The organism is Foliimonas ilicis, assembly GCF_039939195.1.
Lineage (GTDB): Bacteria > Pseudomonadota > Alphaproteobacteria > Rhizobiales > Rhizobiaceae > Foliimonas > Foliimonas ilicis.
The window spans coordinates 98,419-124,577 of sequence record NZ_JBDUUH010000016.1 but is presented as its reverse complement, the minus strand read 5'-3'; the positions used below and the strand labels follow the sequence as shown (position 1 = coordinate 124,577).

At 61.6% G+C, this 26,159-nt stretch carries 21 protein-coding genes and 2 pseudogenes; 3 read left to right on the top strand and 20 right to left on the bottom strand.

Going from position 1 to position 26,159, the window contains the following annotated elements:
- Positions 1-211: 211 nt before the first annotated feature.
- Together ABFT80_RS25930 and ABFT80_RS25925 are read left to right on the top strand one after the other, a co-directional pair.
- Positions 212-1,099 (top strand): annotated as a pseudogene (locus tag ABFT80_RS25930) (tyrosine-type recombinase/integrase); the annotation flags it as partial.
- Positions 1,079-2,264 (top strand): annotated as a pseudogene (locus ABFT80_RS25925) (IS91 family transposase). The pseudogenes ABFT80_RS25930 and ABFT80_RS25925, both read left to right, overlap by 21 nt.
- A gap of 722 nt (positions 2,265-2,986) precedes the next feature.
- On the opposite strand, the gene ABFT80_RS25920 reads toward ABFT80_RS25925, so the two are convergent.
- The 6 genes from ABFT80_RS25920 to ABFT80_RS25895 all read right to left on the bottom strand — a co-directional run bounded on the left by ABFT80_RS25920 (position 2,987) and on the right by ABFT80_RS25895 (position 7,851).
- Positions 2,987-4,315 (bottom strand): glucoamylase family protein, encoded by a 1,329-nt coding sequence (locus ABFT80_RS25920; protein WP_347974838.1) that lies wholly within the window; start codon positions 4,313-4,315, stop codon positions 2,987-2,989.
- Positions 4,316-4,471: 156 nt separating this feature from the next.
- Positions 4,472-5,104, bottom strand: coding sequence for a class I SAM-dependent methyltransferase (locus tag ABFT80_RS25915; protein WP_347974837.1), 633 nt, complete (start codon positions 5,102-5,104; stop codon positions 4,472-4,474).
- Positions 5,105-5,211: 107 nt separating this feature from the next.
- Positions 5,212-5,625, bottom strand: a complete 414-nt coding sequence (locus ABFT80_RS25910) for a nuclear transport factor 2 family protein (RefSeq protein ID WP_347974836.1) — start codon at positions 5,623-5,625, stop codon at positions 5,212-5,214.
- Positions 5,626-5,709: 84 nt separating this feature from the next.
- Entirely contained in the window at positions 5,710-6,309 is a 600-nt protein-coding gene (locus ABFT80_RS25905; RefSeq protein ID WP_347974835.1) for an NADPH-dependent F420 reductase, read from the bottom strand.
- Positions 6,310-6,336: 27 nt separating this feature from the next.
- A complete protein-coding gene (locus ABFT80_RS25900; protein WP_347974834.1) occupies positions 6,337-7,104 on the bottom strand; it encodes an SDR family NAD(P)-dependent oxidoreductase in 768 nt (255 codons plus the stop codon).
- Positions 7,105-7,116: 12 nt separating this feature from the next.
- Positions 7,117-7,851, bottom strand: a complete 735-nt coding sequence (locus ABFT80_RS25895; RefSeq protein ID WP_347974833.1) for an SDR family NAD(P)-dependent oxidoreductase — start codon at positions 7,849-7,851, stop codon at positions 7,117-7,119.
- A 227-nt stretch (positions 7,852-8,078) separates the two neighbouring features.
- On the opposite strand from ABFT80_RS25895, the gene ABFT80_RS25890 reads away from it, so the two are divergent.
- Complete coding sequence (locus ABFT80_RS25890; protein ID WP_347974832.1) at positions 8,079-8,975, top strand: LysR family transcriptional regulator; 897 nt, start codon at positions 8,079-8,081, stop codon at positions 8,973-8,975.
- 597 nt (positions 8,976-9,572) lie between these two features.
- On the opposite strand, the gene ABFT80_RS25885 is transcribed toward ABFT80_RS25890, so the two are convergent.
- From ABFT80_RS25885 to ABFT80_RS25820, 14 genes are all read right to left on the bottom strand, one after another.
- Positions 9,573-9,974 carry an autoinducer binding domain-containing protein gene (locus ABFT80_RS25885; RefSeq protein ID WP_347974831.1) on the bottom strand — a complete coding sequence of 134 codons (402 nt, stop codon included), beginning with the start codon at positions 9,972-9,974 and terminating at the stop codon, positions 9,573-9,575.
- Between the two features lie 77 nt (positions 9,975-10,051).
- Positions 10,052-10,444, bottom strand: a complete 393-nt coding sequence (locus ABFT80_RS25880; RefSeq protein ID WP_347974830.1) for a hypothetical protein — start codon at positions 10,442-10,444, stop codon at positions 10,052-10,054.
- Positions 10,441-11,559 carry a siderophore-interacting protein gene (locus ABFT80_RS25875; RefSeq protein ID WP_347974829.1) on the bottom strand — a complete coding sequence of 373 codons (1,119 nt, stop codon included), beginning with the start codon at positions 11,557-11,559 and terminating at the stop codon, positions 10,441-10,443. The genes ABFT80_RS25880 and ABFT80_RS25875 overlap by 4 nt, the downstream gene beginning before the upstream one ends.
- Positions 11,549-12,364 carry an ABC transporter ATP-binding protein gene (locus tag ABFT80_RS25870; protein WP_347974828.1) on the bottom strand — a complete coding sequence of 272 codons (816 nt, stop codon included), beginning with the start codon at positions 12,362-12,364 and terminating at the stop codon, positions 11,549-11,551. The genes ABFT80_RS25875 and ABFT80_RS25870 overlap by 11 nt, the downstream gene beginning before the upstream one ends.
- The gene (locus ABFT80_RS25865; protein WP_347974827.1) at positions 12,364-13,446 is read right to left on the bottom strand and encodes a FecCD family ABC transporter permease; all 1,083 of its coding nucleotides are present in this window, start codon (positions 13,444-13,446) and stop codon (positions 12,364-12,366) included. The genes ABFT80_RS25870 and ABFT80_RS25865 overlap by 1 nt, the downstream gene beginning before the upstream one ends.
- Entirely contained in the window at positions 13,443-14,630 is a 1,188-nt protein-coding gene (locus ABFT80_RS25860) for an ABC transporter substrate-binding protein (protein WP_347974826.1), read from the bottom strand. The genes ABFT80_RS25865 and ABFT80_RS25860 overlap by 4 nt, the downstream gene beginning before the upstream one ends.
- Before the next feature lie 23 nt (positions 14,631-14,653).
- The gene (locus tag ABFT80_RS25855; RefSeq protein ID WP_347974825.1) at positions 14,654-17,218 is read right to left on the bottom strand and encodes a TonB-dependent receptor; all 2,565 of its coding nucleotides are present in this window, start codon (positions 17,216-17,218) and stop codon (positions 14,654-14,656) included.
- Between the two features lie 111 nt (positions 17,219-17,329).
- Complete coding sequence (locus ABFT80_RS25850; protein ID WP_347974824.1) at positions 17,330-18,289, bottom strand: FecR family protein; 960 nt, start codon at positions 18,287-18,289, stop codon at positions 17,330-17,332.
- Between the two features lie 231 nt (positions 18,290-18,520).
- Positions 18,521-19,036 (bottom strand): RNA polymerase sigma factor, encoded by a 516-nt coding sequence (locus ABFT80_RS25845; RefSeq protein WP_347974823.1) that lies wholly within the window; start codon positions 19,034-19,036, stop codon positions 18,521-18,523.
- Between the two features lie 417 nt (positions 19,037-19,453).
- Positions 19,454-20,545 (bottom strand): siderophore-interacting protein, encoded by a 1,092-nt coding sequence (locus ABFT80_RS25840; protein WP_347974822.1) that lies wholly within the window; start codon positions 20,543-20,545, stop codon positions 19,454-19,456.
- Complete coding sequence (locus tag ABFT80_RS25835; RefSeq protein ID WP_347974821.1) at positions 20,542-21,387, bottom strand: ABC transporter ATP-binding protein; 846 nt, start codon at positions 21,385-21,387, stop codon at positions 20,542-20,544. The genes ABFT80_RS25840 and ABFT80_RS25835 overlap by 4 nt, the downstream gene beginning before the upstream one ends.
- Positions 21,387-22,469 (bottom strand): FecCD family ABC transporter permease, encoded by a 1,083-nt coding sequence (locus tag ABFT80_RS25830; protein ID WP_347974820.1) that lies wholly within the window; start codon positions 22,467-22,469, stop codon positions 21,387-21,389. Before ABFT80_RS25830 ends, ABFT80_RS25835 begins: the two co-directional genes overlap by 1 nt.
- The gene (locus ABFT80_RS25825) at positions 22,466-23,485 is read right to left on the bottom strand and encodes an ABC transporter substrate-binding protein (protein ID WP_347974819.1); all 1,020 of its coding nucleotides are present in this window, start codon (positions 23,483-23,485) and stop codon (positions 22,466-22,468) included. Before ABFT80_RS25825 ends, ABFT80_RS25830 begins: the two co-directional genes overlap by 4 nt.
- 152 nt (positions 23,486-23,637) lie before the next feature.
- Positions 23,638-26,151, bottom strand: a complete 2,514-nt coding sequence (locus ABFT80_RS25820) for a TonB-dependent receptor (RefSeq protein ID WP_347974818.1) — start codon at positions 26,149-26,151, stop codon at positions 23,638-23,640.
- Positions 26,152-26,159: the final 8 nt, after the last annotated feature.

The following is a 26,159-nucleotide window of genomic DNA, read 5'->3' as shown; positions in this document are numbered from 1 at the left end:
CAAGGTTGTAAACGCTTACCCAATAGCGGCATTTTGATCGCGTTGTTTGCCGGATAGGAAATGGCAGAAACGGGGTGGGCGAACGAACCCGCTGGCGCGGGATGGGCGGCAGCTTCACGGTATACGAACTGACACGAGCGCGGTGCGCTGATTGAGCGTCGCCCTGTGCGGGCGGAAGATCCTGGCTCCCTTCACCGAATGGAGCCCTGTGATGAACACCCTATCTATTCCCGCCACATCGATCAGCCCTCTGCGCCAACGCCTGATCGAGAACATGACCATGCGCCGGTTCTCGGCCGAGACGCAGCGCAACTATATGCGCCACGTCGGCCGCCTGGCATCATTTTTGGGGCGGCCGCCCGACACGGCGACCGTCGATGATCTGCATCGCTTCCAGATGGCCCAACAGGAAGCCGGCCTCGGCGTGCCGACGATGAACGCCATCGTTTCGGCGCTGCGCTTCTTCTTCGTTCATACGATTGACCGACCTGATCTCGCTCGTAGGCTGGTGCGGCGTCGTTATCCTCGTAGCCTGCCTGACGTCCTGAGCCCGGACGAAGTGCGCCGCTTGCTCGGTGCCACGGTCTGCCTCAAACACCTGTCGGCGCTGTCGGTCGCCTACGGCGCGGGCCTTCGCGTCGCCGAGGTCGCAGCGCTGAAGGTCGGTCACGTCGATTCCACCCGCATGCTTCTGCGCATTGAGCGCGGCAAGGGCGGGCGCGATCGCAACGCCATGCTATCCGTCGATCTCCTGGCCCTGCTGCGGCAGTGGTGGATCGAGGGCCGCCGGCAGGGCGTTCTTAATCGCGAGGGTTGGCTGTTCCCCGGCCAGAGCTGGACACGGCCGATCTCCACGCGACAGCTTCACCGTATCGTAGTGGAGGCGGCGCGGGCAGCCGACATCCCGAAGCGGGTCGGTCCCCACACGCTGCGCCATTCCTTCGCCACCCATCTCCTGGAGGACGGCGTCGACATTCGCGTCATCCAGGTTCTCCTGGGACACGCCAAGCTCGACACCACAGCGCTCTACGCCAAGGTTGCCACGCGCACGGTGCGGGCCTCGATCGAGGTCGCCGACATCTTGCGCTTCGCCGGACCAGCCTGGCGCGCCTGTCGTGCCTGTCGTGCCGGACATCTGAGCCTGGCCGAACTGAAGGTCATGTCGGCGATCGAGCACTGTCGCACCGCCGCGCTCGGCGGCCATGTCGAGGGCTGTGACGAATGTGGTCATCTGCGCGTCGCCTATAACTCCTGTCGTAATCGGCACTGTCCACGATGTCAGGGTGCGACGGCGCGCGACTGGCTTGCCGAGCGCGAGGCCGACCTTCTGCCTGTCGGATACTTCCACGTCGTCTCACGCTGCCCGCCGAGATCGCGACGATCGCCCTCCAGAACAAGGCTGCCATCTACAACCTCCTGTTCAGGGCAGCCGCCGAGACCATGACGAAGATCGCCGCCGACCCGAAGCACCTCGGCGCCCGCATCGGCCTTACCGCCGTCCTTCACACCTGGGGCTCGGCGATGACCCACCATCCTCACCTCCATATGATCGTGCCGGGCGGCGGCATCTCGCACGGTGGAACGCACTGGGTCTCCTCGCGTCCGCCTTCCTGCTGCCGGTGCGTGTGCTGGGCGCACTGTTTCGCCGCCTGTTCCTCGAAGGGCTCATCGCTCTGCGCAACGCCGGCAGGCTCGCCTTCTTCGGCACCCTGGCCCATCTCGCCATGCCCACAGCCTTCGCCCACCATCTCGCTTCGGCGCGCAAGAAGCGCTGGGTGGTCTACGCCAAGCCGTCCTTTGCCGGGCCGAAGGCCGTGCTCGCCTACCTGTCGCGCTACACCCACCGGGTCGCCATCTCCTCCCGGCGCATCATCGCCTTCGACGGAAGGAGCGTCACCTTCCGCGTCAAGGACTATCGCCGCGAAGCCACTGCCCGCCATCGCACCCTGACGCTCGAAGCCGGAGAGTTCATCCGACGCTTCCTTCTCCACACCCTGCCACGCGGCTTTCATCGCATCCGGCACTACGGCTTCCTCACCGGGCAAAACCGCAAGGCGGGTCTCGCGCGCATTCGTGAACTCCTCGGAGCGCCGCCCACATCGCACTCCGCCACCGAGGAGCCGGAAGCACCGGCGGCACCCGACACCCGTCCGCCTTGTCCGTGCTGCGGCGGGCACATGAGCATCATCGGCATCTTCCTGCGCTGGCCACAGCCGCGCGGACCGCCGCCGCGCTCCTGGCGCAACCCGGAGTGTTCGCCATGATCCGGCATGGCACAATCAGACCGCCCGCCCGGGACGAGTGCTCAGGGCAAGAAGCATCCGCGCGCCGAACACCGGCGTCAGCTTCGTACACCACACCAGAAGATACCCCTGGGCAACATTCAGCCCAACCTCAGAGCCTCAACGTCCATACCGCACCACAAGATCGGCTGAGATCGTGAACTGCCGCACCGCACTCCGGCACCGCCCATAGCCGCAAACCCCATAGCGCTCCGCCGGCCATCCCGCGGGTTCGGTCTTCCACGACTTTCGTACGCCTCACGGCGCCCGAAACTCTACAGGGGAACGGACTGGCAGGTTTCGGGCGGCTACGCCGGGAAGCGGTCCTTTACAAAACCAACGAGCTTCGTTGGCAACTGCGCCTTCCCTGACATCCGAAGCGGCCATCATTCGGCGAAAGAAGTGCATCCTCGTTATCAAGCGCCTAACATGCGGTATGGAAATAACTTCCCTTTTATCAGTGACTTAGTACTCGTGCTCGTCATTATATTAAATGCCGGCGCCGTCCATGCGCCGTAGTGGCAGGTTATGTGGGAAGTCGGTGCCTTGACATGTCAGTGCTTCACGAGCCCGTTGACGCTCTCTGCTCTCGGACCATCCGCAGCTTCGGGTTTTTCTCTCCACAATTGAGGTCTCGATCGTCACGTTCTCAATCATTGTCCAGCGGCCGGTTGTGTGACCCTCGTTATGCGACCTCGTGTCTTTCACACGCTATCCAACCAGCCGCCGGTGAAGCCGGCTCGCCGAAGGCCATCGACTATGTTTGGCGCACTCCTCGCGATCTCCCACAGAAAGCCGGAGCGGTAATTCTCGATCATGAGCGCGATTGGTCCCTGATTAATTCCGATGTGTTCCGGAGCAACCCAGCCACGCTCCGAGCCATCGTTGCAAAGAGTCGGGTTGAAGCTGGCCGTGAAGCCGTAAGGGTGATCGTCGCGCAGACCGATCTCATGAAAGTGGCGTAGCGCCGGCATCACAATCTCTGGTGCGAAGGGCAAAGAGGCAGCCGTCGCCCATGGCGACAGCGTGCCGTCGTCAGGTCCGCCGGGCGCACCGCGCGCCATGTAGCCGAAAAAGGTGCGTCTCTTGCCATCGATTGTTCGGCGCAACGGCCCTGGACCGTCGCTTGCCGTTATGCCCCAGCTATTTTCATGATAGCCTCTGAAATCACGCGGATTCTGGTAGGCATAGCTGCGCTGGGCATACGTCGCCCGACGGCTGTTCTCAAAATAGTCGATGCCGACTTCTCGCATTGGCGCATCCTGGATGCCGCGGAAATCGATCCATACTTGCGACATCTGGTGGATGAAGAGCGGTCCGGCGTGAAAATGCTCCTCGCCGCCGACCTCGGCCCAATGATAGCCGCTGGCGCGCGAGGCCGGGCACGTATCCTGCGGGATTGGGTGCGTCGGCGAACCGAGGGCAAGGACGTAAAGGATCAGGCTTTCGTCAAACCCCGTCCAGCGACTCTTCAGAAAGCCACGATGCGGTTTCCAGCCATGCGTGAGGGTAGCTTCGCCATTCAGTGCCCAGGCCCAGTCGACACGAAGATATAGTTTTTGGGAATATTCGCGGATCAGCGTCTCGGTTTCGCTGTCCTCGCGGAAATATGCGCCTGCGACGATGACTCCCGCCATGAGGATTGCGGTATCGATCGTCGAGAGTTCGCAATTCCAGACCCGACGGCCCGTATCAATGTCGAGAAAGTGGTAGAAGAAGCCCTTGTAACCGGATGCGTCAGGCTCAGGCCCTTGCGGCAATTCATAGAGGAACCGGAGGGTTTTCAGCGTGTATTCGGCCGCCTTTTCACGGCTGATCACTGAGCGAGCGACGCCAATCGGCAGGGCGCTGAGACCCATGCCGGTTGCGGCGATCGAAGCCGGCGCACCCACGCGGTTGCGGTCGCGGACAAGGCCGTTCTGTTGATTAGCGACCTCGATAAAGTATTGAAATGAGGCATCCTGCAGATCGGCCAACAAGGATTCGCTGGACCAATCCGCCTGTTCATCCAGCATAGGGCTATCACTGGCCATATTCCACTACCTTCCGCTTTTATCGAGGCGCTTGAATCGCTGGCCCATCATGGGCTCATTCAAAGCGACTTCGTGGCGGCAAGCAGACCACCCCGCTATTGATGAGCTTGCATGCACCCGCTGGTGAGCTCGATATAAAGTTGGCGCTTTGAATTGTCAGGGCTTTACGAACCGAAACGCGAAGCGATCGGTCTCGCCCTTGATCGAGGGATCGAACACCTTGATCGTGTGCGGATCGTCCTTGTTCGCGAGGATGGTGCTTTCCGCGTCCAATACGAAGCCGGCCGCCTCCACCTCCTTGCGGACGGAAGCGGGGTCGATCCGATGCAGCGACTGGGTATTGCTCGTTCCCGTGTCCGCAGCGGCGGCGTGGTCGACGATGACGTAGAACCCACCGGGCTTCAGCCGCTTGTAGACGGCGCGATTGAAGTCTGCCGCCGTCGCGCCCCTGGCCTGGATCAGTGCGGTGTGGAGATCGTGGTAGAACAGGTGCAGCCACAGGACATCGGCTGCCGGCGTGGCGTCCGCCATCGCGATGAGGTCCGCCGACACGGCTTCGACGTTCTCTCGCCCGGGTTCCTTCGCAAGCGTCCGCATGCTGCCGACCGGGTCGCTCTTGAAGTCGGCGACTTCGCTCGGCACGAAGCTGATGACCTGACCTTCCGGTCCGACAATGTCGGAGAAGATGCGGGTCCAGTCGCCGTCGCCTGGGTAAACGTCAATGACAGTTGAGTCAGCATCTACACGTGCGAACGGGATCAACTCGGCTAGCTTGGATTGATCGTACATCGGAATGTCCTTTATGGTTGGGTGTTCGACGAGCGCGCGGCGCGCGAGGGGGCAATCTACGGCTGATCCACCGCTTGCCCCGAGCCGATGGCTGCAGAGGGCCAGCGCTACACAGGCCCGGAAGCGTCGATTTGCGAGGCCCGGGCCAGTGCCTGCGTATCGACGTATTCCCGGATGTTGGTCAGCCTGCCGTCCCGGACCGTAATGGCGAAGATCCAGTCGTCCTCGAACATCTTGTTCGTGGCTTTGATCTTCCCGCTGGTGAAGCCGAGGACCAGGACCCGGTCCCCCTGCGCCACGAATTCCCGGGGTTCGGTGGACGTTTCTATCGACTTGGATGCCGTCTCAAGCAAATCCGTTAGCCCCGCGTGACCGCGGTGCGTACCGGCCAGCGGCCAGTCTTTGCCGGGGATGATCCACTCGATGTCTTCGGCGACCAGCGCCAGCAGAGCCTCCCTGTCGCCGCGGCCGATCGCGGCGAAGAAGTCCTTTACGGCCTGAATGTTCGTCTCAATGCTCATGGGAATTTCTCCATTTCGCACGGATCGGAGCGCGCCCAATCCGATCCGTGTATCGTAGCTCTGCCGGTGGGCACGTCGTGTTCATCAGTCGAACTTGACCAGGTCCTTGAAGATCAACCGGCCCCAGCTATTTCCGTGCGCCTGCACAAGCAGCCCACCTTCCGAAAGCCCGCCCAGCTTGATCGGCGCGAAACCGAGATTTTCCGCGAGCGCACCAATTTCCACTGCGGCATCGTCATCGTCGCTCGCCAGGAACACGACCCTCCTGCCACCATGCACGGCCGGGGACTGGTCGAGGACGGCCGCAACCAAATGGTTGAAGCCCTTGACCGCTCTTGCGCCGCTGAAGGCCCGCGCAACGACCGTTGCGGACGGCTGTCCGCCGAGATCCTCATCTGGCACGCCGTAGGCATTGGTCACGTCGACGATGATCTTCCCCTGCCAGGAGGGGAGCGCCTTCGCGACATCCGGGTGCGCCTGGAAACGGACGGCCAAGAAGATGACGTCCGCCTTGACCGCGTCCGCCAGTGTTTTGGGGATGATCGTTGGTCCGATCGCGGCCGCGTCGGATGCAAAGCTTTCCGGGTCGCGCGTGGTTGCGACGGACACTTCGATGCCACCACGGGAAAATGCCTTGGCGAGAGCGTGGCCGATCTCGCCGAAGCCGATGATTGCGTAGGTCATATTATTCTCCTTTGATTTTCGGTGCTGTCAGAGCCTGTAGCCGCCGCTCGCCTCGATCGTCTGGCCGGTTACCCAATGGCCGTCATCGGACGCCAGGAACGCCACGACGGCGGCGATTTCCGAAGGCTCGCCGAAGCGTCCCAGCGCGATTTGGGCCTCGACTGCCTTTGCGAGTTCGGGATTCTCCCGGAAGGCCGCGTTTGCGTCGGTTCGCGTAAAGCCTGGCGCTACGGCGTTCGCGGTAATTCCGCGCGGCCCCAGCTCGGACGCGAGCGCATGGGTCAGGTTGTTGATAGCCGCTTTGGCCATCGAGTAGATCGGCGCGGCTGTCACCGGCTTCGTGGCGGCGGCGGAAGAGATGTTGATGATGCGTCCGCCATCGGCGAGACGACTCAGGGCGGCCTGAACGATGAAGAAGGGCGCCCGGGCGTAGACCGCGATCACGGTGTCCCAACTATCCGGCGTCGCGTCTTTGAAGCCGATCCAGCCGGCATTGCCAGCGTTGTTGACCAGAATGTCGAGGGCCTTGCTTCCATTCCGCTTGGTGAACTCGTCGTCGAGTCTCTCGAACAACGCCGGGACGGTCGCTGGGTCAACGAGGTCTGCGTGGATCGCGAACGCAGTCCCTCCAGCTTTCTCGATAGCCACGACCGCCTCGTCTGCGCCGGATTTACTGGCGTTGTAGGTCAGCGCGACCGTCGCACCGTCCTTTGCAAGACGTTCGGCGATGGCGCGGCCAATGCCCCGTGATGCCCCGGTAACGAGAGCTGTTTTGCCCTTTAGTGATTGTGTCATTTTCTTTTCTCCTCAGAGCTGGGCCAAGCCGCCGTCGACGGCGACCTCACTGGCGGTCATGAAGCTGCTGTCCGACGATGCGAGGAAGGCTGCCGCCGCCCCGAGTTCTGCCGGAGCGCCCATGCGCTGAAACGCAGTCATCGAGCCGTAGGCCTTCAGGCCCTCCTCGCCGAGCGCCTCGGTCGCGAGTTCAGTCGCGATCGCCCCGGGTGACAGGACGTTTACCCGGATGCCGGTGCCCTTCAGATCCTCCGCCCAGGTCCGGGCCAGGTTGCGCACGGCCGCCTTGCTTGCGCTGTAGGCGGTGAACGCCGGGGCGCCCGTGGTGCCGGCGCTCGATCCGGTCAGGATGATCGAGCCGCCTTCGCCCATCAGCGGCAACGCCTTCTGGACCGTGAAGATCGTACCCTTCACATTGACGTCGAAGGTTTCGTCAATGTGCTTGGCGGTGATCTCGCCGAGCTTGAGCTGGCTGCCCACCCCGGCATTGGCAAAGACGATGTCGAGGGTTCCGCGCTCGGCCTTCACCGCCGCGTAGAGCCGGTCGAGGTCGGTCTCATCTGAGACCGAGCCCGCCACCGCGCGGGCATTGGGCCCAAGCTCGGCTACAGCGGCGTCGAGCGGATCTTGCCGGCGGCCGAAGAGGAAGACGAAGGCGCCTTCCTCGATGAAGCGCTTTGCTGCGGCGCGGCCGATGCCGGTAGCGCCGCCAGTGATCACGGCGGTTTTTCCATTCAGTCTGTTCATGTCATGCATCCTTCGTTTCGCCGTGTCGGGTCTATGGCTGTGCGGGGAGGATCCCCCAGACCCTCAACATGGGTTCGCCGAAGGCAGGCGGCGAGTGCGGAATCACGCACATCGGTGGTGCGAAAACGATCCGGTTAGCCCATAAAGCGCCACGACGATCGCGCGCCGCTAGCTTGCTGTGTTAGAATGAACTTCGGAAGCCGCACCACGCGGCGCGGAAATGCACCATGATCGACTGGGATGACGTTCGCTACTTTCTTGCCGCCGCGCGCAAAGGCTCAGTGCGGTCCGCCGCCAAGCACCTAGGGGTGAACCACGCGACGGTGTTGCGACGCATCGCCCAGCTTGAGGGACGCCTGGGGGCGCAGATGTTCGAAAAGCTGCCTTCGGGCTACCGGCTGACGGAAGCGGGCGAGGAGGTCCTCGAACTCGCGGAGCAGATGGAAGCGTCGTCGAACCGGCTGGAGACGCGCGTCTTCGGTCGTGACCAGAGCGCGCGCGGGCTTCTGCGGGTGACACTTCCACCGTTCCTCGCCACACATCTGCTCATGCCGGATCTCGCCGACTTCGCGCGTCTGCATCCCGACATCGAGATGGAAATCTCGTCGTCCGGCGACGTGGCAAACCTGACCAACCGAGAGGCCGACGTCGCGATCCGGATTGTCGCCGACCGCAAGACCCTGCCGCTCAATCTTCACGGCCTGAAGGGACCGGAGCTGTTCAGCGGCGTCTACATGTCTCGGGATCGACTAGCCGCGTGGCGTTCGGGCGCGTCTGATCCCATGCGGTGGATCGTCATAGACAGTCATGGACTCCCGGTCTGGGCACGCGAGGGAGAGGTTCACACCACGGGAGTTCCGTTCAGGACCCCGGACGCCGAGACGCAGATCGTAGCGGCGCAGCAAGGGATCGGGATGACGAAACTGCCGTGCTTTGTCGGAGATGCCGACCCTCTGTTGGTGAGGGTGCCGGGCACCGACCTGCCCATGCATGGGACGCTCTGGTTTCTCACGCAGGGGGAGACACGCAAGACGAAGCGCGTGCAGCTCTTCACGGAGTTCGTATCCCGCAGGCTCGCCGCGCACGCGCCGCTTCTCGCCGGACTGTCCGTGTCGCCCGACTGACGTCCGGCCGGTCGCCGGGGACGCTTGCCGTCATCCGGCCGGAAGTCGCGCTACGATTGCATGAATTGGTCTGGTTTCATTCACCTATGTCGCGCCGTATCGCCGTCGCCGACACGCGTGGATTGACGATCGATGGAACTGCATCAAGCCGGTTGGACGGCCCAAAGAAGCGGCATAACGGACGACTGCTTCTGCGGATGCCACGAGTCGCGTTTAACGCCGAAATTAAGTCGAAAGTTGCCCGACGGCAAACATGTGTTTTCCGACGTCCAGCTAGCGACCGGCCGCATGGAAGGTCTTCAACGTCACATTGATGACGTTGGTGTTGATGCTCGTAGGAATAGCAATGTCAAAAAATGTTGCACTCGAAGCGCGCTCAATAAAATCCCCGCTGGTAAGCCCCCAGGCACTTCTCCATAAGTGCCGGCGAGGTAGTACGTGCTGCCTTGGGGCGTGGAAACTCGACCTACCGGTATGGCGCTAGCCGAAAGGCGCCACCAATCCTCTGGCCTTTGGCCGGGGGCCCGCGACGTATGTCCAGGCGCATCCGGTGCTAAAAGTCGTAGGAACTGTGTAGGCAGTTTTCCAACCCCCGGCTTAGGATCTAGGGATTATGTTTGCGGGACGTACCGCAGACCTCGACACGAAGCCGTTCGGCGTTCTCACCGGAATCGTCACGCCGGAACGGATGCCGAAGTCCGAAGCATGTCGGAAGAAGTCCCGCTGCTCTTTGTCAAGGTGGCTCTTCTCTTCCTCGCTAGACCAGACGAATGCCCCGTTCAAGGATTTCCCACGCAGGACGATGGGATCGACGGTATGGTATTTTCTATCGAAGTATATGCCTTGCCCTTCAGGAGCATAGTTCGAAACCGCGATGGGCAGGAAGGCGTAGCCATCGAAACCGAGATTTTCGGTAAGACTGCCAAGCGCTCCCTTCAGCCTGGTCTCACTGGTTCCGATTGCAGTGACGTCGGTAAGCTTGTCCAGCCAGTCCTTCATGCGTTTTCCTCCTTAACGAACGATGACGATAGATGATACTCCCCGTGGCGGGTGTTTGTTGGGGGCCCTTTGCTCGGCTACTTTGCAAGCTCCGCGGCCCTGCTCATCGCGGCGGTGGTCACGACGAGGCTGGTTCCCCTCTTCAGCGCGCCGGTGGCGACGGTCGGGAACGAGACTGGCACGAGGCATCCGGCCAGCACGGAGGTCGAAAGCGCGCGCTCTGCCCGTCTGCTGGCCGCTGAAGTTCGATGGCGAACACCCGCTGGCCGGTCTGGCTGTTGCCCTGTTGCTGGCTGAAGGCGCAGCTCTTGCGATTGTCGACTATGGCGCAACTGACGCCACTCGCCGGGATGCGCTCTGCGCCTGGGATCGGCCGATAAACGGCGCTCCGCAAATCGGTTCTCCCAAGCCCGCACGATGCGTGCGGTAGTGTCGGGCGAAGCGTCGGAGCAGATCAGCCATGGACTCAATCGTCTTTGTCTTCGGGGACAGCCTCTCCCTCGGCGCGGCCCCTGCGCCAGTAAGCGACAGGCAGCACGTCTTTCTTGTCGAGCTTCAGTTTGTCCCGCCAATGGCGGCGGATTGCCTTGAACGCGGTGTATTCGACCCCCGCCATGGCATGGATGCGGGTGCCGGCCGGTGGCATCTCGACAGCCAGAACGGCATCGACGAGCAGGGACGTCGTTCCGGCCTCCGCCCCGTTGCGGTGCAGCCAGCGCAGCTCGATGTCGGCATCGAAATCGATAGATTGCTGTTCGCTCTCGTCCGCAACCTCGACGAGGGCGATACCCTTTGCGCTTGCCGGAAGGGATTCGAGGGTTCGCGCGATGACCGGCAACGCGGTCTCGTCGCCGACAAGCAGATACCAGTCCGCCTCCGGCACGGCTCGGCCGACCGGCCCTCGTACGCCGACGATATCGCCCGACTGCGCATTCAGCGCCCAGCGCGAGCCGACGCTGTGATCGCCATGCAGCACGAAATCCGCTTCGATGGTTCCGGCTGCCAGGTCGACGCTCCGCACGGTGTAGGTGCGAACCTTGGGACGCCTGTCATCGGCCGGCCAGACGGGCAATCCGTCCTCGCCGGGAACCGGCCATTCCGGTATGGCAATACCTTCTGGAGGCACAAACAGCTTGAAATGCTGGCCGCCGCTTACATATCGGTCAAGTCCCGGCCCGGATAATGTGATGCGGCGCATGTGCGGCGTGACATCGACGGCTCCCTCCACGGTCATCTCGTGCAGGTTCGGGAATTTTGTGATCCCGGCGCCGTCCCCTGTCCATGCGAAGCGCGGCCGCGCGCCCTCGACGAACTCGATCAGATGGCTTGCTGCTACCGTCTTCGTGCGCGCAAGCGTGGCCTCATCGTCAGCCGTCACGCTCATGGCGACCCCGTTCGGTCGCGCTTGCATGGAAATCTGGCCGAAGAAGAATGCAGCCGAGAAGCCGCGCTCAATGGACGTGATCTCAGCGTCGTGGTCCGCGAAATGATCGAACACCCGTTCAATGATGCGCTCCGGGTCCGCGATTGCGACTTCGGCTTCGGCCTGGAACGACGGTGTGGGCCGGGAATGTTCAGTTTGCATGACGTATCTCCGAAGGGTTTGCAGGCCCATCGACCATGATGTGGAGGCGGCCGCGCGAGCAGCGCTCGACGCGAGCCTCCACGCCGTAGACGGCCGAGAGGATGGATGGGGAAAGGGAATTCTCGGGCGTTCCTTCGGCGGCGACCGCGCCATGATCGAGCACGACGAGATGATCGGCCCATGTGGCGGCAAGCGTCAGATCATGCAGCACGACGACCACGATCCGGCCTTCGCGGGCGAGTGTCCGCACGATCGTCATCACGTCGAGTTGGTGACGCAGGTCGAGCGCGCTGGTCGGCTCGTCGAGCAGCAGCAGGTGCGGCGCACGCGCGATCGCCTGTGCCAGGCTGGCGAGCTGGCGCTGGCCGCCGGACAGGCGGCCGATGCCCTCCATCGCCAGGTCGAGGATACCGAGCCTGTCGAGCACGTCGACGGCGCGGTGCCGTGTCTCGGGGCCGCTGCCATCGAAATCCGCCAGCGGCGACGCCTTCAGCGCGCCGATCACGCCTTCGAGCACGGAGAGTTCCGCATTCTGTGGCAAGGTCTGCGGCATGTAGGCGACATGCTGCGCGCGTTCGGCCAAGGCCAGCGCTTCAAGATCAAGGTCGCCAAGCCGGATCGAGCCGGTCGCCCGAACCAAACCGGCTAGGCTGCGCAGCAGGGTGGACTTGCCCGCCGCGTTCGGCCCGACCAGCGCCGTAACTTTGCCGGGCTCGATCGGTGCGAGGCTCAAGTCGCGCAGGACAGGCCGGTTGCGATAGCCGGCCGACAGATTCGAGATCGTGAGCGCGCAGACAGCTTCCATCAAAGACGCTCCCGCCGCCGGAAGATCAGCGCGAAGAACACCGGCAGGCCGACCAGCGAGGTGACGATGCCGATGGGCACGATGACGCCCGGCGCGATGCTCTTGCTGGCGACATCGGCCAGCGACATCACGACCGCCCCCGTCAGCGCACTCGCCGGCAGGAAGAAGCGGTGATCCTCGCCAATCAGCAAACGGGCGATGTGGGGGCCGACCAGACCGATGAAGCCGATCGTACCGACGAAGGCGACCGAGGTTGCGGCGAGCAGGCTGATGCGGAACAGCGAGAAGAAACGCAGCCGGGCGACATCGACGCCAAAGCTTCGCGCCCGATCCTCGCCGAGACGCAGCGCCGTCAGCTTCCATGACGCCCGGAACGAGAACGGCAGCGTCAGCAGGATGACAAGACCGAGGATCGCGATCGACTCCCAGTTGGCCCGACCGAGACTCCCCATCCCCCAAAACACGAGTTGCTGGAGAGCGTCGGCCGAGGCGACGAACTGGATCAGGGCCACCAGCGCGTTGAAGGTGAAGACCAGCGCGATGCCGAACATGACGAGGCTGTCGGGGCCCGCCCCGCGCAGGCGCGTCAGGCTTTGCAAGAGCAGTACGGAGCCAAAGGCGAAGAGAAAGGCGTTGCCGGTGACGAGCCAGTTCGTTGACACATCGGGAATGCCGATGCCAAGCACGATGGCGAGTGCGGCCCCCAGCGATGCTGCCGACGACACTCCGAGCGTGAATGGGCTGGCCAGCGGGTTGTTTAGGATGGTCTGCATCTCCGCGCCGGCGAGCGACAGCGCAACGCCAACAAGCACCGCCATGATCGCCGCCGGCATGCGCACGTCCCAGACAATGACCAGCGTGCTTCGATCGGCAGCGCCCGGTGACAGGATCGCTCGTGCCGTGTCGGCAATGCCAAGGCTGGAAGGGCCGGTCGCGAGATCGACGAGGAAGGATGCGATAAGCACCGCGACGAGTCCGGCGACGACCACGATGCGGCGCAAGGTCTGCTGCTTATAAGCCGCGAGAACAGCTTCACGGCGGTCCGGAACCGGACCGTCCGATTTCACGACTTCCTCCGTCATGGGCGCTCGCCGGAGTGTCGGTCAGCATCCAGTTCGAGGCTTACCCAGAATGGCCCTTCCAGCGGCCTAGAAAGGAAGCGCCGGTTGATTTCGTCGAGCGTCTCCTGCGGGTCGATGTCAGCGAAAAGCTTGGGGTGAATCCATGTCGCCAAGGCCTCGAACGCCAGGATATTGAGCGGCGAGATCATAAGGTTATGAGTGATTGCATGGATGCGACGGCTGTGCATCGCTGAAAGATTACGAAAGCCGGGCTCCAGGCTTAGTTTCTCAAGAGAAGCGACGCCGTTCGCCAGAGTGCGGGGCTGTCCGAAAAGAGAATGTGGACCCACGGCTAAGTCATTGGCCACAAATATCTCCGGATCGCGCTCAATCACATATTCGAGGCTGAGCTGAACGGGTTGACCTGGTGTCGTGCCCTCGGCGATGTTGGTTACTCCGAGACCGCCAAAATATGTCGTCACCCCTCCGCTTGCCGACGAGAAGCAACACGGCAGATCCGGGCGACGAGACGTGATGAGAAGCTTTGGGCGGGCGGGATTGGCCGCTTTCAGCCGGTCCGTTATTCGGCTCACGCGCTCGCGGTAGAAATCCAAAAAATCGGCAGCCTTCTTCTCCTCGCCAATAGCCCGCCCGACAATTTCGATGCTCGGAGCAGTGTTCTTAGACGGGTCCGAGTGGAAGTCGATATAGATGATTGGAACACCGGCCTTCGCAAAAGCCTCCTCGATCAATGATGGCTGGCCACGTCCTGGCGGGGCTGCGATCAGCAGGTCGGCTTCAAGCTCAAGAGCCTTTTCGATAGAGAAGGTCCCAGCCCAGATGCTTCCAAGACGAGGTTTTTCGACCAGGTCTTGCAGCATTTCGATCTCGCTTCCGGCGTCGCGTCCGCTCGGCGCCGTACCGACACCAACGACCAGCTCGGCCGAGTTTTTGCTGAGCAGCGAAAGTACCGTGTAGTAGGCAGGCGCCATCAGCAGAATGCGCTTGGCCGGCGCCGGGAGTACAACGTTGCGCCCGGTTATATCTGTAAGCGATATCTCGGCGGATGAAATTTGGATGCTCGCCAGGAGGGCACAGAGGGACAGCACAAGCCGCAAGCAGAATGAGCGTGGTAAGGCGTGGAGGGTCTTCGGTTCCGTTGCTGTCTTTTTCGCAAATTCCTCGCGATGTAGATCACTCCGCATCAGAAATTTTCCACCTCTCAACATCAAAAGTTGAACGTGGTTGAAAGGCGGAAAGTACGGGGATTACTCCTGTAGATGTTTCCAACCACATGCATTACCTTCCAATAGCTTTCATCGAACACATTATCGACATCGAACCGTATGGTGACGGGTTTGGTGTTCCATGGTGAGTTGAAGGTATACCGGGCGCCGAGATCGACCTGTGTCCACGAAGGTACGGTAAGATCCGGTCTGCTGTTGGCGACCACCACATCGCTTGTGTAGGTGAGCCGTCCCGCCAGCGTGAGGCCTTCAATAAAAGACGTGTCCCATTCACCGCCTATCACCGCGCGAAATTCCGGCACGCCGGCGGCTCTCGTGCCGTCATAGGCGGCATTGCCAGTACTGGTCCGGCGCGCATCCAGGAAGGTAATGCCGCCAAGCAATCTGACACCGTCGAATAACTCGCCATAGGCGCTCAGTTCGATACCGCGGTTTCGTTGCTCACCGTCAAGCCTCATGGACGGTAGCCCTCCAGCAGCGTCGGGAACGGAAATAGTGCTCGGCTGGGCGATCTGGAACGCCGCCAAGGTCGTCGTCACAGTGCCCCAATCGACCTTGACACCCACTTCATACTGCTTACTCTTGTAGGGAGGGAATAACTCGCCAGTGTTCGTATAGCCACTGCCGACACTTGTGCCCGGCTGCAGATTCTCAATATAGTTGGCGTATAGAGAGACGTTGTCCCATGGCTTGGCGACTAGCGCGAAGGATGGGGACCAAGCTGATGCCTCATAGTTCGCAGTCTGGCCCACTATGCTGACCGAACCGCCGTAGTTTTGCGTCCTTATCTCTTGGTAGCGCGCGCCGGCGGTGAACTGGATGCGCTCATCCAGGAAGGACAGCGTGTCGGCGATACCGATGCTGGAGGCAGTGATCTTGTTGTTTTCGACAGGGCCTCCAGGATCGCCCGTCATCGGAACGATTGGAAAAACCGGGTTGTAGATGGTGCCTACAGGGACAATCGGGCCAACACCAGCACAGGCCCTGCATTGGTCCGTGAAACTGGCGGTGTATTCAAGCCGGGAAAGGTCGAGGCTGAGCGCATGAGCAATCGGGCCCGTATCCGCCGTGGCTCTGACGCCGCCCTGCATGGACAAGGCATCGAAGCGTTCGCGGTAATACTGTGATCGGAGACCGATCGCGCCGGACGAGTCGAGCAACGAAAGCGCTCCCGTATTGGCGTCGCTTTCGTATCTTTGTTTGCCGATAGCGCCATAGGCCGTCACATTGTCCAGAATGTCGACCTCGCCCTGCACCATGCCCAGTGTAATGTCGTGTGACGACCGCCCCCATGGGGGTGAAAAGGCAATGCTGTTGTTTGGTGCGTTTGGAACGTGGGTGAGATTTGGAAGGACGCCTGCGACGGCGCCAAGTCTCAGGGCGCCGTTGGGCGCAGTCAGATCTTGTGACTGATGTGCGAAATCGGCCGATAGACGGACGCGGTCGCCGCGGTAGTCAAGATTCAGCGCCCCCGTACCGAACTTCGCCCGCTGAGTGTCCACAGCGGTATCGCCGCGGTCGAGCGAGCCGTTGAAGCGGATGCCGAACTCTTTGTTGTCGCCGAAGCGCCGGCCAAAATCGACATGGGTGCCGAATTGCGAGTCCGACATATAACGGGTGGTCAATTGCGTCAGCGGCTCGTCACCAGCCTTCTTGGTGACGAGGTTGACGGAGCCTCCAAGAGCTCCGTGCCCCGCCAGGGACGCGCCCTTTAAAAGGGCGCCCGGTCCCCTCAGTACGTCAACGCGTTCTATATAGTCGGTGGAGGGAAATTGCATTGGCGACATGCCCTGCAATCCATTCAGACTGTGCCCACCCGTATAAGTCTGAGTCATAAATCCTCGAAAACTCCAAAACTCATTGGTGCCGCCCGTGGCACCGGAACTCATAACTACCGAAGGTTCATTGGCCAAGACGTCTGCAAGCGTTCGTGACTGCTGGTCTTTGATCGTCTTGTTCGTGTAGCTCGTCTGGCTGAACGGCGTGTTCATCACGTCACGGTTGCCGAGCATGCCGACTTGCCCGCCCGTCGCGACCTGCCCCCCGGCATAAGCTTCCGGCAGTTCCATCGTGGAATTGGGGTTGGCGCCTTGGATCGTGATCGTGTCGAGCACTAGCGAGCCGTCAGCGGCGGCGACGCTACCGTCATTCGCTGCGTTGGCGACGAGCGCTGCCGTTGAGGGGCCGGAAATCTGCGCATTCAGACCGGTTCCGGCGAGCAGGGTCTGCAAGGCTTGAGCGGGCGGCAGAGAGCCGTTGACCGCCGTCGAGCGCTTGCCCACGACAGTCGGCGAGTTGAAACCGACCTCCCAGCCGGTCGCGCGGATGAATGCGTTGATCGCCGAGGAAAGCGGTTGGGCCGGGATATTGAAATCGACCGTCTGGGCGGACCGCTGCTGCTGTGCATGGCCGATGGCGGGCATGTAGAGGCTGGCGGCGCCGAGGATAGTTGAAGCGATCAGAACGGAAAGAAGACGCCGTTTCTTCGCGCGCGTCGCCGTCAGTCTTGAATTATGCCCTGCGACAGCCTGCGCCTCGTGCCCCATCGGAAATCCCTCACTCGTCTAGATTCTGAGGGCCGCTGCGGTCGGATATGAACTCGGCCCCTATACTGTTGACGAATGGGCGATTCAAACCTCACAACGAAAGTTGAGTGTTTATCGCAGGATTAGGATTCCGCCCGGAATCCGGGTGACCGAGCCTCCGATCGTCGCGGCAAGCGAACGGATCGTCCGCTCGGGATTGTCGAGCCGATAGTTGCCGGTCACGCGCGCCCGGCCGACCCGATCGTTGGCGACGATGATCGAGTTGCCGTAATAGCGGCCGATTTCCTCAAGCACTTGCACGAACGGCTGGTTCTCGAACACCAGCCGGCCGTCGCGCCAGGATAACGCCGTCGCGGGATCCGCATTTCTCACCATCGAAAGTGCCGTTGCTGTCGCCGTAACGCTTTCTCCCGGTTGTAGGGCCGCCATGTCATTCCTCGCGGTGAGCCGCGTGACGTCGACAAGCCCGCGCTCGAGGACAACCGTATCCTTGTCCGAATCCGTCCGCACAGCGAAGGCGGTTCCCTTTACCTCGACCTTGGAGAAAGCTGCCGCAACGGTGAACGGTCTCGACGCGTCGGGAACCACATCGAAATATGCCTCCCCTTGCAGCAGCGTGACGGAGCGCATCTCGCCCTCGAAATCAAGCGAAACGGCTGACGCCGTGTTGAGCGTCATGAGCGAACCGTCTGGAAGGGTGATTTCCTCGCGTACGCCTGCCGCGGTCTGGTAGTCCGCGCGCCAGTTCAGCATCATGACGGGGTATTGCTGGATCCCGACGGCAACCATGATCACGGCGGCCGCCGCGATCATGGCGTGGGTCCACACATTGCGACGTGGCCGCGCGAACGGAACCAAAGCTCCGTCACCGGCGGTCAGAGGTCGGGCGACGGTGCTGCCGATGTCGTCCGCGATGACGTCGAGCTCCGCGAAGTCCCAGACGCCCGCGACTTCGGCGAAGGCCCGTGCGTTCGCAGGATCAGCTCGTCGCCATTTCTCGAAATCGGCCTTCAACTGCCTGTCGTCCGGATATCCTTGGAGCATCGCGAACCAGTTCAGCGCAGCATCCATCACCGGATTCGGAAGTGCAAATCCCTCGTCATTGTCGCTGGGGTCTGGTTTGTCGCTTTCCACTCAGGTCAGTCCGATAGGGTCATTCGCAATGCAGCGTCCTCATACATGAGACGTTCGGCAGGCGTGAATCTCACAAATAATCCCCTTCTTCGCCGGGATCGGGTCGTTGAACGTTTAAGGAGCATCCCTTGTCGGATCGAGCCGGATAGGCAGGGGACGCGAAGTGTTTCAGCTACGGTCGATCCTGGCCATCGCGGCAACGCAATGGCCGTGCGCGAGCTTGAAATCGTTGAAGACGGTATTCTGCGACACGCCCAGATGGCGGGCGATCTTCGGGTACGACCATTTCTCAACGCGGTTCAGATACCAGACCGTCTGCGCCCGTTCGGGAAGCTTCTTGATCGCCTCGTCCAGCAACCGAAGCCTCTCGGACTGGATGAGGCTTACTTCCGGGGAAGGCGTCGGCGCCGCAATATTTGCAACGTCTTCCTCCGGGACGTCATCGCGCTCGATGCTTCCATGCAGGTCCCGGCGGCGTCGGAAATCGATCGCGAGGTTGCGTGCGGTCTGGTGAAGAAAGGCCTCGATATGCTCGATCGGCCCGTGCTCCATCGCCTGGCGCGCCCGTATGAAAGTTTCCTGCGCGACATCTTCGGCGGTCTGCGGATCGCGCACGATGCGCATCACGCTCCAGACAAGGGACTTGCGCTTGCTCAGGAAGATGTTCGCGAGGGTTGCGGGCAATTCGCTACTCTCCCGGCTCGGCCTCAACACCGGAGAACCCCGAAGCGCACGCCGTTGGCCGGCTGCGCTGAAAGCAGCCAGTTATTTCCTTCGCGCTCATTCTGGTCGGTTCAGCTTCCAAGGTTGATGCACGTCCAAACTGCTATTCGCTCCGTGCTTAAACGGGCAGTATCCCTGTAGCAGATCGAAATTCCTATGCAAAGGCAATGAATTAGAAGAGCCCCAAAGTTTGCCGGCGAGGCCCGGTAAAGATGAGCAGGGAGAGCAAGTTTATGTTTGAATTCATTTGCGGACTCGCTGTCCGGCGACGGCCCGTCACGCCAGGGTCCTAATAGCGTTTCGCGGGTCTGCGTTGCAGATGTGCAACATCAGCCCGGCCAACTTGCCTCGCGGGGGTTGACGACGCGCCCGAGCGGATCAGTGATCGTGCTCATTTTCGGCGTCCTCAGTGTCTGCTCGTTGCCAGTAGGAGACGATGAGGCTTTCGTCCTTCTTCAGCATGCGCTCGTTTCGGGCGTAGGACCGGATCGCCTTGAAGGCGGCGAACTCGCACCCTCCCCATGCGAAAACCGACGATCCGTCCGACGGAAATTCGACGGCGCGCACCGCATCGATCAGCAGGGTCGTTGTCCCCGGTGCAGCGTCGTCGCGGTGCAGCCAGCGGATATCGATGCCCGTCCTGTTAATGATCGGCTGTTCCTCGGCGGCGTCCGCCACCTCGATCAGAGCGACGCCGCGCGCTGTCCTGGGAAGGGTTTCGAGGATGCGGGCGATTGCCGGCAATGCTGTCTCGTCGCCTGCCAGCAGATACCAGTCCCGGTCCGGTGGGGCGCAGCGACCGCCGGGGCCGCCCATGCCGATCACGGTACCAGGTTTGGCCCGGAACGCGAAATCGGAGCCGGGGCCGGCGTCTTCGTGCAGCACGAAATCCACGTCCAGCGTGCCGGCCGCAACGTCGATGCGGCGATAGGTGTATTTGCGGATCGCAAGAGTGTCTTCGGGCGGGTATTGCGTGACGCCATTCGGACTGACGCGCGGCCATTGCGGCGCGCCATCATCGTCGCGCGGAAACATCAGCCGCATATGGATGTCACCGAAGCCTGAGTAGCGGCCGAGGTCGCTGCCCTCGAACGTTATCCGTTGCATGTGAGGCGTCAGGCGCCGCGTCCCTACGACCGTCAGCAGGCAGAACCAGACAGGATGGGCCGGCTCGCCGGCGGCTCCCGACCAGACGATCCTGTCCGCGAGATCCGGGAAATGCTCGATAAAGTGCGAGGCGAGCGTCTCGGTCAAGACCGCAATGCCCGTCAGCGACGGAGCTTCGACCTTGAGCAAGGCATTGTCGCCCTCGACCGCGATCTCGCTCGTTCCGTGATACAAGGTCAGAACCGTGCGGTCGCCCGACCTGTCGATGGCAACCCCATGCGAACGAAGATGCTCGCACATGTCGTCGATGACGGCTCGCGCGCCCTTGAGCTCGAAACGAGCCTCTGCGGAAAATGTCGTCATAGCGATAAGCTTCTTCGTTTGTCCGTACGTTCCAAGGACCGCCCTTCGACCGCATCCGCAGGCCCGTCGACCATGATGTGGAGGCGGCCGCGCGAGCAGCGCTCGACGCGAGCCTCCACGCCGTAGACGGCCGAGAGGATGGATGGGGAAAGGGAATTCTCGGGCGTTCCTTCGGCGGCGACCGCGCCATGATCGAGCACGACGAGATGATCGGCCCATGTGGCGGCAAGCGTCAGATCATGCAGCACGACGACCACGATCCGGCCTTCGCGGGCGAGTGTCCGCACGATCGTCATCACGTCGAGTTGGTGACGCAGGTCGAGCGCGCTGGTCGGCTCGTCGAGCAGCAGCAGGTGCGGCGCACGCGCGATCGCCTGTGCCAGGCTGGCGAGCTGGCGCTGGCCGCCGGACAGGCGGCCGATGCCCTCCATCGCCAGGTCGAGGATACCGAGCCTGTCGAGCACGTCGACGGCGCGGTGCCGTGTCTCGGGGCCGCTGCCATCGAAATCCGCCAGCGGCGACGCCTTCAGCGCGCCGATCACGCCTTCGAGCACGGAGAGTTCCGCATTCTGTGGCAAGGTCTGCGGCATGTAGGCGACATGCTGCGCGCGTTCGGCCAAGGCCAGCGCTTCAAGATCAAGGTCGCCAAGCCGGATCGAGCCGGTCGCCCGAACCAAACCGGCTAGGCTGCGCAGCAGGGTGGACTTGCCCGCCGCGTTCGGCCCGACCAGCGCCGTAACTTTGCCGGGCTCGATCGGTGCGAGGCTCAAGTCGCGCAGGACAGGCCGGTTGCGATAGCCGGCCGACAGATTCGAGATCGTGAGCGCGCAGACAGCTTCCATCAAAGACGCTCCCGCCGCCGGAAGATCAGCGCGAAGAACACCGGCAGGCCGACCAGCGAGGTGACGATGCCGATGGGCACGATGACGCCCGGCGCGATGCTCTTGCTGGCGACATCGGCCAGCGACATCACGACCGCCCCCGTCAGCGCACTCGCCGGCAGGAAGAAGCGGTGATCCTCGCCAATCAGCAAACGGGCGATGTGGGGGCCGACCAGACCGATGAAGCCGATCGTACCGACGAAGGCGACCGAGGTTGCGGCGAGCAGGCTGATGCGGAACAGCGAGAAGAAACGCAGCCGGGCGACATCGACGCCAAAGCTTCGCGCCCGATCCTCGCCGAGACGCAGCGCCGTCAGCTTCCATGACGCCCGGAACGAGAACGGCAGCGTCAGCAGGATGACAAGACCGAGGATCGCGATCGACTCCCAGTTGGCCCGACCGAGACTCCCCATCCCCCAAAACACGAGTTGCTGGAGAGCGTCGGCCGAGGCGACGAACTGGATCAGGGCCACCAGCGCGTTGAAGGTGAAGACCAGCGCGATGCCGAACATGACGAGGCTGTCGGGGCCCGCCCCGCGCAGGCGCGTCAGGCTTTGCAAGAGCAGTACGGAGCCAAAGGCGAAGAGAAAGGCGTTGCCGGTGACGAGCCAGTTCGTTGACACATCGGGAATGCCGATGCCAAGCACGATGGCGAGTGCGGCCCCCAGCGATGCTGCCGACGACACTCCGAGCGTGAATGGGCTGGCCAGCGGGTTGTTTAGGATGGTCTGCATCTCCGCGCCGGCGAGCGACAGCGCAACGCCAACAAGCACCGCCATGATCGCCGCCGGCATGCGCACGTCCCAGACAATGACCAGCGTGCTTCGATCGGCAGCGCCCGGTGACAGGATCGCTCGTGCCGTGTCGGCAATGCCAAGGCTGGAAGGGCCGGTCGCGAGATCGACGAGGAAGGATGCGATAAGCACCGCGACGAGTCCGGCGACGACCACGATGCGGCGCAAGGTCTGCTGCTTATAAGCCGCGAGAACAGCTTCACGGCGGTCCGGAACCGGACCGTTTAACGAGAGCGCACCATCTTTCATGGGCGTCCACCGGACGGTGACTCGCCAGCATCAAGGCTCACCCAGAACGGCCCCTTGAGCGGTGACGACAGGAAGCGGTCATTGATTTCGTCCAACGTTGCCTGTGGATCGAGATCGGCGAAAAGTTTCGGATGGATCCACTTCGCGAAGACCTCGAGCGCGAGAATATTCAGAGGCGAATGCATCAGGTATGCATCCATGCCGTGAATGCGCCGGTTGCGTGTGGCGGTGAGATCCCGCAGGCCAGGCTCATTCGCCAATTCTTCCAGGACCGTCAAGCCATGAGCGACGGTTCTGGGATTGTCGAACAAGGAATTCGGGCCCATCGAATAATCGCCTGTAACGACGATCTCGGGATTGCTCCCGATGACGTATTCAATTCCGAGCTGACCGACAAAACCCGGAAGTGCAGCATCAGCGATATTGGTCACATGCAGCATATCGAAGTATTTGAGCATCCCCCATCGCGCCCACGACCAGCAGCACTTTTCGTTCACTCTGTGTGCGATCAACAAAAGTGCAGGCGGATCGGGCTTTGCCGCTTCCAGGCGATTGGCGACACGGCGCACTCGCTCACGATAAAAGTCGATGAACTCTTCGGCTCGCTTCTTTTCTCCAATAGCATCTCCGATAATTCCGATGCTGGCTTCGATGTTCGTGATCGGCTCGACGAAGAAATCGACATAGATGACGGGCACGCCTGCTTTCAGGAAGGCGGCCTCTACCGTTGCGCTCTGCTTCTGGCTCCCAAGGTTGGCAATCAGAAGATCGGGCTTCAGGGCCAAAGCGGATTCGATTGAGAAGGTTTGTGTATTCGTCCAGCCAAGTCGAGGCGTGTCCGCCAGAGATCCATAGGTTTCGGAGAAGCCGTCATTTGTTGTACCTCCCACCCCGATGACGATATTCTCGGCATCCCGGCTCAGAAGTGACAGCGCAAAGTAATGGTTCGGCATCTCCAGCAGAATACGCTTGGCCGGAGCAGCAATCGTGACTTTGCGGCCAGCAATGTCAGTCACCACAATCTCAGCCCGTGTCGGAAAACCTGTTGCAACCAACACTGCAAGTGACAACAGGATGAGGCCAAAAAGTCGACCCTGAAAGCGAGGGCAGGATTCTTTGCCTGCTCTTGGCTTTCGTGTCACATATTGCCGTTTACAAACCCACGACATCAGAAATCGAAAGTCGTGGAGAGACGGAATGTGCGTGGCGCGCTCAGGGAGAGGAAGGCGTAGTTATACGACCCTTTCCAATAACTCTCATTGAAGACGTTATCAACGTTGAAGTGTATCGTGATAGGCTTCTCGTTCCAGGGCGAGTCAAAGCTGTACCGGGCGCCAAGGTCGACTTGCGTCCAAGCCGGCAGTTTTAGATCCGGTCTGTCGTTGACTACCACCTGATCGCTCGTATAGGCGACGCGCCCGGTCAGCGTCAGACCTTCGACAAATGGCGTGTCCCATTCCGCCCCGATCACCGCGCGCACTTTCGGTACGCCAGCCGCTCTTTCGCCATCGAAGGCGCCGCTGGCCGTCTTGGTTTGACGAGCTTCGAGGAAGGTGACCCCGCCAAGCAGCCGTACACTGTCGAACACTTCGCCATAAGCATTTAGTTCGATGCCGCGATTCCGTTGCTCGCCATCAAGCGCCAGCGTCGGTAAGCCGCCGCCCGCGTCAGGCACACCTATCGCGCTCGGCTGCGCAACCTGAAATACGGCCAGGGTTGTCGTCACTGGACCCCAATCAACCTTCACCCCGGCTTCGTACTGCTTTGTGACGTAAGGTGCAAATACTTCGCCGGCATTGGCGTAGGTAGTTCCTACCGTAGTTCCCGGTTGTAGGCCTTCAATGTAGTTCGCATAGAGTGACACGTTCTCCCATGGCTTGACGACCACCCCGAAAGTTGGGGTCCAAGCATCGCTGTCGTAGCTCGATGTTTGCGCGCCGGTGATGTAATTGAAGCCCTCCGACTGAACCGTCTGATATCGAATACCAGCAGTTAGTTGGATCCGGTCGTCCAGGAAAGATAAAGTATCGGCTACGCCAATGCTCGTTACGCTTGTATCGGTAACCTTGTTCGGTTGGCCAGGGTCGACAAAGGAGGGAGCCGGTCCGAAGACCGGATTATAGATCGAGTCGACGATCGTACTGGAGCCAATCCAGATCGAGTATTTCTCGACATAACTTGTATGCGAAACATTCAGGCTGAAGTCGTGATCCACCGGACCCGTAGTAGCCGTCCCCCTGATCCCGCCTTGCGTGGAAAAGGTGTCGTATGTCGACTTCTGCGTCCATGGAGTTATGCTGTACCTGCCGGTGGCGTCGAGTAGGACCGCAGGAGCGGTGGCGTCGATGTCATCGCTAAATCGTTGCGCGCCGACGGCGGCGTAGGCCGTGAGGTTATCGTTAATGTCGAATTCGCCCCGAACCATCCCCAAGGTGCCGTAGCTACGCCCTTCATCCCAATATGGAAACAAGCTCGTGCGTGCGCTCGGCGCGCTTGGTACCACGGCGAGCGTTCCGAGAACCGGCCTGATTGAAAGCGTGCTCGATCGAGGGCTGAGGTCCTGAGACTGATGTGCGATGTCCGCCGACATGCGAAGGCGCTCGCCGCGGTAATCGAGATTGAGCGCAGCCAACTTATCCTTTGATGTCTGGATGTCTACTGGCGTATCGCCGCCGCTGAGAGATCCGTTGAAGCGGATGCCGAACTCATTGTTCGCGCCGAAGCGGCGGCCGATATCCGCATGGGCGCCAAATTGTGAATCCGAGATATAACGCGTGGTCAATCGCGTAATAGATTCATCGCTTGCCTGCTTGGTGATAAGATTGACCGAGCCACCAAGATTGCCGTTGCCTGCAGCCGACATCCCGTTGAGCAGGGCGCTCGGTCCCTTAAGCACTTCCACCCTTTCGATGTAATCGGTGGACGGAAAAAGCAACGGCGCCATGCCCGACAATCCGTTCAGGCTACGAACGCCGAAGTGGCCATAGGTCTGAAAGCCGCGAATGGTCTCCGCATCGCGATAAACGCCTTGGCTTGTGGCGATCACAGAGGGATCGTTGTCCATTACTTCATTAAGGGTCCGCGCCTGCTGATCACGGATCTTCTTGGCGGTATAGCTGGTCTGGCTGAACGGCATGTTCATCACGTCTCGATTGCCGAGCATGCCGACCTGTCCGCCGCGCGCCACCTGACCGCCGGCATAGACTTCAGGTACCTCGAACGTGGAATTTGGGTTCGCACCCTGGATCGTGATCGTGTCGAGTATGAGCGAGCCATCGGCAGCGACGCCACCATTTGCGCCTGCGGCGGTCGCATCGACTAACGCTGCGGAACCGGGTGCGCCGACCCGAACGGCGGCGCCGGTGCCCGCGACTAGCCGCTGCAGAGCGGTCTCGGGCGTCATCGATCCGGAAATTGCTGCGGAAGTCTTCCCGCGTGCAAGCGCCGAAGAATAGCTGATCTGCCAGCCGCTTTGCCGGATGAAAGCATTGAGCGCGGACGAGAGCGTTTGCGCCGGGATCTGGAAGTTCACCGTCTCGGATGCGCCGGCGGCGGGCCGGGCCTGGGCAGCCGTCGAGGCCAACGGAGACGCGCAGCCGAGGATGGTCGAGGCCAGCAGGATCGACGCGAGGCGCGTGTTCGCAGGCCGGCAAGTGGCGGATAATGTCTGCCCCGATTCCATTGTCGTCT

What these genes read in the sequence shown, in the direction of transcription:
- ABFT80_RS25905 (WP_347974835.1), bottom strand. Translation starts at nt 6,309, where the DNA reads ATGACCTACGCAATCATCGGCTTCGGCGAGATCGGCCACGCTCTCGCC.
- ABFT80_RS25885 (WP_347974831.1), bottom strand. Translation starts at nt 9,974, where the DNA reads ATGAAGGACTGGCTGGACAAGCTTACCGACGTCACTGCAATCGGAACC.
- ABFT80_RS25830 (WP_347974820.1), bottom strand. Translation starts at nt 22,469, where the DNA reads ATGAAAGATGGTGCGCTCTCGTTAAACGGTCCGGTTCCGGACCGCCGT.
- ABFT80_RS25915 (WP_347974837.1), bottom strand. Translation starts at nt 5,104, where the DNA reads ATGTACGATCAATCCAAGCTAGCCGAGTTGATCCCGTTCGCACGTGTA.
- ABFT80_RS25840 (WP_347974822.1), bottom strand. Translation starts at nt 20,545, where the DNA reads ATGACGACATTTTCCGCAGAGGCTCGTTTCGAGCTCAAGGGCGCGCGA.
- ABFT80_RS25835 (WP_347974821.1), bottom strand. Translation starts at nt 21,387, where the DNA reads ATGGAAGCTGTCTGCGCGCTCACGATCTCGAATCTGTCGGCCGGCTAT.
- ABFT80_RS25875 (WP_347974829.1), bottom strand. Translation starts at nt 11,559, where the DNA reads ATGCAAACTGAACATTCCCGGCCCACACCGTCGTTCCAGGCCGAAGCC.
- ABFT80_RS25865 (WP_347974827.1), bottom strand. Translation starts at nt 13,446, where the DNA reads ATGACGGAGGAAGTCGTGAAATCGGACGGTCCGGTTCCGGACCGCCGT.
- ABFT80_RS25850 (WP_347974824.1), bottom strand. Translation starts at nt 18,289, where the DNA reads ATGGATGCTGCGCTGAACTGGTTCGCGATGCTCCAAGGATATCCGGAC.
- ABFT80_RS25910 (WP_347974836.1), bottom strand. Translation starts at nt 5,625, where the DNA reads ATGAGCATTGAGACGAACATTCAGGCCGTAAAGGACTTCTTCGCCGCG.
- ABFT80_RS25895 (WP_347974833.1), bottom strand. Translation starts at nt 7,851, where the DNA reads ATGAACAGACTGAATGGAAAAACCGCCGTGATCACTGGCGGCGCTACC.
- ABFT80_RS25870 (WP_347974828.1), bottom strand. Translation starts at nt 12,364, where the DNA reads ATGGAAGCTGTCTGCGCGCTCACGATCTCGAATCTGTCGGCCGGCTAT.
- ABFT80_RS25920 (WP_347974838.1), bottom strand. Translation starts at nt 4,315, where the DNA reads ATGGCCAGTGATAGCCCTATGCTGGATGAACAGGCGGATTGGTCCAGC.
- ABFT80_RS25890 (WP_347974832.1), top strand. Translation starts at nt 8,079, where the DNA reads ATGATCGACTGGGATGACGTTCGCTACTTTCTTGCCGCCGCGCGCAAA.
- ABFT80_RS25820 (WP_347974818.1), bottom strand. Translation starts at nt 26,151, where the DNA reads ATGGAATCGGGGCAGACATTATCCGCCACTTGCCGGCCTGCGAACACG.
- ABFT80_RS25900 (WP_347974834.1), bottom strand. Translation starts at nt 7,104, where the DNA reads ATGACACAATCACTAAAGGGCAAAACAGCTCTCGTTACCGGGGCATCA.
- ABFT80_RS25860 (WP_347974826.1), bottom strand. Translation starts at nt 14,630, where the DNA reads ATGCGGAGTGATCTACATCGCGAGGAATTTGCGAAAAAGACAGCAACG.
- ABFT80_RS25855 (WP_347974825.1), bottom strand. Translation starts at nt 17,218, where the DNA reads ATGGGGCACGAGGCGCAGGCTGTCGCAGGGCATAATTCAAGACTGACG.